This window comes from Microcoleus sp. K1-B1, assembly GCF_036704705.1.
In the GTDB taxonomy this organism is placed as follows: Bacteria; Cyanobacteriota; Cyanobacteriia; order Cyanobacteriales; family Microcoleaceae; genus Microcoleus.
Genome location: NZ_JAUBSH010000053.1, coordinates 19,173 through 26,029, shown reverse-complemented (window position 1 = coordinate 26,029; position 6,857 = coordinate 19,173). Strand labels below are relative to the sequence as shown.

General features: G+C 46.7%; 7 protein-coding genes. 4 read left to right on the top strand and 3 right to left on the bottom strand.

Features of this window, described 5'->3' with window-relative positions; genetic code table 11:
* The 4 genes from QUA83_RS19040 to QUA83_RS19025 all read left to right on the top strand — a co-directional run.
* The coding region (locus QUA83_RS19040) for a bluetail domain-containing putative surface protein (RefSeq protein WP_333295102.1) at window positions 1-595 on the top strand (595 nt) is incomplete at its 5' end.
* Window positions 596-933: 338 nt separating this feature from the next.
* Window positions 934-2,160 (top strand): glycosyltransferase family 4 protein, encoded by a 1,227-nt coding sequence (locus tag QUA83_RS19035; protein ID WP_333295100.1) that lies wholly within the window; start codon window positions 934-936, stop codon window positions 2,158-2,160.
* 90 nt (window positions 2,161-2,250) lie between these two features.
* Window positions 2,251-2,679 carry an NUDIX hydrolase gene (locus tag QUA83_RS19030; RefSeq protein ID WP_333295099.1) on the top strand — a complete coding sequence of 143 codons (429 nt, stop codon included), beginning with the start codon at window positions 2,251-2,253 and terminating at the stop codon, window positions 2,677-2,679.
* A 216-nt stretch (window positions 2,680-2,895) separates the two neighbouring features.
* Window positions 2,896-3,807 carry an NAD(P)H-dependent glycerol-3-phosphate dehydrogenase gene (locus tag QUA83_RS19025; RefSeq protein WP_333295098.1) on the top strand — a complete coding sequence of 304 codons (912 nt, stop codon included), beginning with the start codon at window positions 2,896-2,898 and terminating at the stop codon, window positions 3,805-3,807.
* Between the two features lie 156 nt (window positions 3,808-3,963).
* On the opposite strand, the gene QUA83_RS19020 is transcribed toward QUA83_RS19025, so the two are convergent.
* From QUA83_RS19020 to QUA83_RS19010, 3 genes are all read right to left on the bottom strand, one after another.
* Window positions 3,964-4,269: a small RNA NsiR4-regulated ssr1528 family protein gene (locus QUA83_RS19020; RefSeq protein WP_190735614.1), complete on the bottom strand. Its 306-nt coding sequence runs from the start codon at window positions 4,267-4,269 to the stop codon at window positions 3,964-3,966.
* 282 nt (window positions 4,270-4,551) lie between these two features.
* On the bottom strand, window positions 4,552-5,541 hold the full coding sequence (locus tag QUA83_RS19015; RefSeq protein WP_333295097.1) for a threo-3-hydroxy-L-aspartate ammonia-lyase: 990 nt from the start codon (window positions 5,539-5,541) through the stop codon (window positions 4,552-4,554).
* A 531-nt stretch (window positions 5,542-6,072) separates the two neighbouring features.
* On the bottom strand, window positions 6,073-6,857 hold a 785-nt coding region (locus tag QUA83_RS19010), incomplete at its 5' end, for a calcium-binding protein (protein ID WP_333295095.1).

Sequence of the window (6,857 nt, the reverse complement as noted above, 5' to 3'; positions counted from 1 at the left end):
AACCGACGAGGTGCGCTCAACCGTGACCCACACCTTACGTCCAAACGTTGAAACCCTCCGTTTAGGAGGCAGCGCACCGATTAACGGCACCGGAAATACTCTAGCCAACACAATCATCGGCAACACCGCTAATAATAGGCTCAACGGGGGGGGCGCTCAAGATATTCTAACGGGTAGTACGGGTGCAGATACTTTCCTCTTCCAGTTTGGACAATCCTCTGTATCCGCCAGGGATAGCGTTAGCGACTTTGCGCTCGGCAGTGATAAAATCGACTTGTTGACTCAAGGTGGAGCCACTATGAATGCCCCTAGTAGCTTTAGCCGTGCTGCCAATAATAGCACTGCCACCACTTTACAACTTCTGGTAAATCAAGTGTTTATCGATGCTAATGGAGGATTAGCCGGAAACCAAGCTCTAGGAATTAATAGCGCTGCTTTAGTTGTGGCTACAAATGCCTCGATTGCGGGTAATTACCTTGTCATTAATGATGCTACTGCTGGTTTTCAGGCGAGTAACGATTTAGTGATCAAATTAACAACCACCGGGACGTTACCTCCTGCTGGCTCTATTCCCGTTACCAATTTCTTTATCTAACCATAACCTCAAGGATTGGCGCTGCATAATCGAAGGATGAGCTGTGACTCCAAATTGGAAAAAGTAGCGAAGAAACCGGGTTTTTTGAGAAAGTCCGACAGGGAATTAATTCCGGCGTTGCTGATTTACGGTATGAAAGGCTAAATATGCCAATTATAGAAACCGGCGTTGCTGATTCACGGTATGAATCAACTTTTCTCGGAAGTTACAAAACTCACCATACTTGGCTTCTAGCAATTCCGAAATCTTGAATTCATACCTGTATTCAGCAACGCCTCCGTAGCAGTAATAGCAAAGTCGATCGACTCCCATAAAATAACAAACTCTGATTTACTGGAATGCACATCGCTTGGTTAGGAAAAAAATCACCTTTTTGCGGTAACGTCACTTACTCCAGGGAAGTCACCAACGCACTATTAGACCGGGGATACCAGGTCAGTTTCCTGCACTTTGCCCAAGAAGCGGGCCCACTGGACAGGAACAATACGGGGTGGAGTATGGCAAATGGTTCATGGGCAAAGGGAATTGCTCAAACCTCATATACCAATTCGCTTTCGTCCGCGAGTTGCAACGAAGTCTCTTTACCCTGTCACTACAAATCGCAAATTTATACGATTCCCACTCTCAAGTCCCGCACAGTGCTGATGAAATCTCTGCGGCGGCTGAAACCCGATGTTGTTCACGCTTCCCTGACGCTTTCACCTCTAGATTTTCTGCTGCCGGAAATTTGTCAAGAATTGAATTTGCCTCTGGTGGCGACTTTTCACCCGCCGTTTGATCGCAAATTGCGGAATTTGACATCGGGAACCCAACACCTGATGTATCAACTGTACGCTCCGTTTTTGGCGAACTACGACTCGACGATCGTTTTTTCTCAGATTCAGCGGGACATATTGGTGAAGTTGGGAGTGCCGCAGGAACGGGTGGCTGTGATTCCCAACGGCGTGGATGCTGTTAAATATTCTCCAGGCCCTTCGGGGTTGAAGTCGGAATTAAAGGCCGATCGAGTTTTTGTTTACCAGGGCCGCATTGCCCAGGAGAAAAATGTCGAAGCCCTGCTCAAGGCCTGGAAACAGTGCAATTTTGGCCCTAGGAACGTATTGGCGATCGTAGGCGACGGGCCCCTAGCGGCCTCGCTGCAACTGTTTTATGGCGAAGATGATGGCATTGTGTGGCTCGGATTTGTTGCCGAGGAGGAACGCCGGATCGAAATTCTGCGGGGTGCTGACGTATTTATTTTGCCTTCTTTGGTTGAGGGACTGTCGCTGTCGCTGCTGGAAGCGATGGCCTGCGGTTTAGCTTGTTTGGCAACCGATGCGGGTGCTGACGGCGAGGCCTTGGAGGAAGGCGCGGGGATAGTTTTGAACACTCAGAGGGTACGAAGTCAGTTGCAAACCTTGCTGCCGCTGTTTTGCGATCATCCTGAGTTGGGAATGCTGCTTGGTCAAAAAGCACGCCAACGGGCGATGGAGCGATACACTCTCAGTCAGAATATTACTGAGTTGGAAAAGCTGTATGCAGAGGTTTTGCAAAAGCAGCGCGTACCACTTCGCGGTTTAGCATAATTCAGCAGGAAGAAGGAACTCCGAACCAGTTGAAATTAATCCGTGTATTCGTGTCAAAATCCGTCTCGTGCCTTCCTTCTTCCTTCGCAAATGACTTACAAAAATCCCGCTCCTACAGTAGATATTATCATCGAATTAGCCGATCGCCCCCATCGCCCGATCATACTCATTGAACGCCGCAATATTCCCTACGGCTGGGCAATTCCCGGCGGCTTTGTCGATTATGGGGAATCGGTAGAAACGGCGGCAAAACGCGAAGCTTTAGAAGAAACGAGTTTGAATGTAGAATTAATTGAGCAATTTTACGTTTATTCTGACCCAAATCGCGACGCGCGGCAACACACTATTAGTATTGTATTCTTGGCTTCTGCAACCGGCGAACCTCAAGCCGCCGACGATGCTAAAAGTTTACAATTTTTTGAATCTTGGCAGATTCCTCGTGAATTATGTTTCGATCACGATCGCATTTTACGAGATTATTGGCGTTACCGTCATTATGGATTGCGGCCTCGTTTGTAGGAGGGGAGTTTGTGTTTCTTTGTTCATTTCACATCTTGGACTAATGTCAGGAACAGGCTTTTCGGCCTGTTCCACAAAAAAATTCAATCTTCTTGGACTAATGTCAGAAACAGGCTTTTCGGCCTGTTCCACAAAAAAATTCAATCTTCTTGTGGAACGGGCTAGAAGCCCGTTCTTGATAATGGTGTAACATCTGAGTTCATTAAACTAAATTCTATGGCAAGCTTAACAATATTAGGCGGAGGTGCTTGGGGTTCTGCCTTGGCAAGTCTGGGAGGCAAAAAAGGCGATCGAGTTAATTTGTGGTCGCGCCGCAGTTCTGTTAATCTAGAGTCTGTGATAACGGGTGCGGATGTTGTTGTTTCTGCAGTTTCGATGAAAGGAGTTGGAGCAACGGTTGATCGACTGCTTGCGTTAGAGTTAAGTCCCAGTACAATTATAGTTACTGTCACCAAAGGTTTAGATCCCGCGAGCACGCGAACTCCGTCTCAAATTTGGCAAAATGCGTTTCCTAACAATTCAATTGTGGTACTTTCTGGCCCCAATCTTTCGGAAGAAATTCAGCAGGGGTTGCCGGCGGCAACGGTAGCGGCGAGTTTGGATTTAGCTGCTGCCAAGCAAGTGCAAAATATTTACAGTTCTGATATTTTTCGCGTTTATGTGAATGAAGACCCGCTGGGGACGGAGTTAGGTGGAACTTTGAAAAATGTATTTGCGATCGCCGCTGGTGTTTGCGACGGTTTACAATTAGGAACTAATGCTAAATCTGCTTTGCTGACTCGCGCTTTGCCGGAAATGATTCGGGTGGGAGTTCGTTTGGGAGCTCGCGCAGAAACTTTTTACGGTTTGTCTGGTTTGGGAGATTTACTCGCTACTTGCAACAGTCCTTTATCGCGCAATTATCGGGTTGGTTTCGGATTGGCTGAAGGCAAATCTTTAGAGCAAATTTTGCACGAATTGCAAAGCACTGCTGAGGGGGTTAATACTACAAATGTGTTGATTGATTTGGCTAATCAACGCGGCATAGAAGTTCCTGTTTCTCGTCAAGTTTATCGCTTGTTGAATGGGGAAATTACTCCCGAACACGCTGTTTTATCGCTGATGGAACGCACTTTGAAACCAGAGTAAGTAAGTTTTTTAGCATTAAAACTTAACTCTTTGGGCGGGCAAGATGCCCACCCCACAAAAAGTTTTCAGAAAAACCATCCACCATAAATTCACTCTTTGTGGAACAGGCATCTTGCCTGTTGCTGACTATGATGCAAGATGTGAGATGAATGCTATTTACTTACCGCCGTAATAAAAAGCGATTTCTTTCTCTTTCAGCGGTGCAAAGTTTGCCGCCACCAGCATTTTATCGAGTTCCTCTTGTCCGATGTGTTTGACACCGATTCGGACAATGCGCGATCGCATGGTATTTGACACGCCACTGCGCTGTCTCCCGGCTTCTAATCCCATCACTTGCTGGTAGAGGTCTAATTTTGCTTGCGGAATCGGAGTGCCGTCAAAGTCGATTCCAGAGGCGATCGCAACATCGATCGCATCTGCACCAGTTGTAGATTGAGCCGCTGAGTTTGTTTCTGAAGACATTGTGCTATTAAATCGAAGTTTGTTGTGAAAGCATTTTATCAGATCACTCTTTACTTTGGTAAAATTTGTCAATATTAATATTTTGCGTTTATATGAATATTGGACGTTTGCCCGAAAGTCCGCCGGGGTTTTAACCCCCGTCTCACAGAGCAAGTCCACTTCAGTGGACTAAAGATAAAAATAAAAAATGCTTTCCAGTCATTTTTAGAGGACTTTCGCTATTAGACAGGGGTTAAAACCCCGGCCGGACTTTCGGACTGACGAACTAACAAAGTGGCAGACTTAATTACACTGAAAAAGTCGATAGACTTCGCTCAAATCTACATTTCCGCCACTAACAATCACGCCAATTCGAGCATTTTTAGCCTTCACAACACCTGACAACAAAGCTGCTGCTGCTAATACTCCCGTCGGTTCGACAACTATCTTCATCCGTTCCCACATAAAAAACATTGTCTGGCGAATTGCCTCTTCTGAAACAGTTGCCATATCATCAACATAATGCAGCACCAAAGGAAAGGTTAATTTTCCCAAAGATGGCGTGCGCGCACCATCAGCAATCGTATCCGGGTTAGTAACAGTTTGCAGCGTTTTCGTGCGGAACGATCGCGTCGCATCGTCTGCTTGCTCCGGTTCTACTCCTATTACTTTACACTGGGGAGACAAAGTTTTTGCTGCGATCGCACACCCGGAAAGCAAACCCCCGCCACCGCAGCAAACCAGCAGCAAATCCAACTCCCCAACTTCTGCGATTAATTCCAACCCCGCCGTACCTTGTCCCGCAATCACCCACGCATTATCATAAGGAGGAATAATTGTCAAGTTCCGTTCTGCGCCAATTTTAGCGGCTAACTCTTCGCGGGAAACTTGAGTGCGATCGTACAAAATAATCTCTGCACCGTAGCCGCGAGTCGCTTCTTGCTTGACTTTTGGCGCATCAGCAGGCATGACAACAGTAGCAGGAATTTCTAGCAACCGTGCCGCAAGGGCGATCGCCTGCGCGTGATTTCCCGAAGAAAAAGTCAACACTCCCCGCTGTTTTTCGGCTTCAGATAGCTGCATCAAAGCATTGCAAGCACCCCGAAATTTAAACGAACCCGTGCGCTGAAAGTTTTCGCACTTGAAAAATACCTGAGAATTTGTGCGTTTGTTGAAAGTTTCCGAAGTCAGCACCGGCGTCTTGAAAGCTCTGCCCTGCAAGCGATTTGCCGCCGCCTCCACATCGGCGAAACTGACTGACAAGGGATTTTGGGTACAGAATTGGGCACTCATAGATTTTAGATTTGGACAATCGAGGACTTTATTTGTAGGGTGGGCATTGCCCGCTGCACTCTTACCATTAAATTATAAATTCTGAACGTAAGCTTATTAATAATTATCATTAGCTGTTGCGCTTAATTGTTAAAAAAGCTGTTGGCTAAAATCAAATTTATGACAATTTACTATCGAAAAGTAAAGGGGATGTACTTGCACAGGAGAGGGATTAATGAATAGAAATTTAACCACGGCCCGATTAATTGTAGGGAAACAGCACGGCGCCGTGTCCTGATTTCGGGTAACGGGTAAAATCAACCGGATTTGATGGTGAAATTGCCCTCGCGAGTGCGATCGACTCTAACCCTGGACAACAACGCAAAAGAGGACTTGGCAATGCCATTTCCCTACCCAAAAAAGAGCGACTAAATTGTTTAACAATTACCAAAAAAAAGGACACAGTATTACTGTGTCCTTACCTGTTTATTGTAGGAACACGGCTTGCCGTGTCCCTAACCGTACCGATATCCCGATTAGGATTCTTGCCGTTTAGAACAAGAACAATTCAGTATTACCGGTCGGTCCCAAATTGACATCGACAGTGGCAAACAAACTGTTACCACCAACCGTAGAACCGTTGCTATCGTAATACAGTTTAGTAGACAAACCGTCGTAGAGAGCAATGAACGACGGCTGGGTTAAATTTGCTTCAAACACAGTTACATCAGACACTGTGCTGCTGTAAGCGTAGAAACTCTGAGTCACAAATGCAGCTCCGGTTCCGATTTGAAAGCCAGTGTTGGAGATGCTAATTTGATCGTCAGCAATGCTGTAATTGGTAATTACATCCCCGCCGCCAGCAGTAGTTCCGAGGAACATAAACTGATCCGCACCAGCACCACCGTTGAGAACATTGGTTCCCAAACCACCGATTAAAGTGTCATTCCCCTCGTCACCGTTGAGAGTATCGCTACCGCCACCGCCGAAGAGACTGTCGTTACCAGCGCCACCGGAGATGCTGTCGTTACCTAAACCGCCGTCGAAAATGTCGGCACCAGAACCGCCGTTCAAGATGTCAGCAAACTCAGTGCCGGTGACGTTATTAGCTGTCGCACTTCCTGTAAATAAGACAGGAGTGGTGAAGTTGTAACCGCCAACACCAGAACCGAAGTTGTTAACTCCGCTTGTCGGGAAAGTACCGGGATTAGTGATTAAATCGACAACGCTGCCGGAGCTCGTAGTCGTACCAGTGGGAGAAGAGGCGATCGTACCTGTAAATACAAAGTCCGCCGTTCCCAGATTGCTAGCAGCAGTACCCAGATTCGCAATCAAGG

Excerpts from the sequence above, each read along its gene's own strand:
- QUA83_RS19025 (WP_333295098.1), top strand. The coding sequence starts at position 2,896 with ATGGCAAGCTTAACAATATTAGGCGGAGGTGCTTGGGGTTCTGCCTTG.
- QUA83_RS19015 (WP_333295097.1), bottom strand. The coding sequence starts at position 5,541 with ATGAGTGCCCAATTCTGTACCCAAAATCCCTTGTCAGTCAGTTTCGCC.
- QUA83_RS19035 (WP_333295100.1), top strand. The coding sequence starts at position 934 with ATGCACATCGCTTGGTTAGGAAAAAAATCACCTTTTTGCGGTAACGTC.
- QUA83_RS19030 (WP_333295099.1), top strand. The coding sequence starts at position 2,251 with ATGACTTACAAAAATCCCGCTCCTACAGTAGATATTATCATCGAATTA.
- QUA83_RS19020 (WP_190735614.1), bottom strand. The coding sequence starts at position 4,269 with ATGTCTTCAGAAACAAACTCAGCGGCTCAATCTACAACTGGTGCAGAT.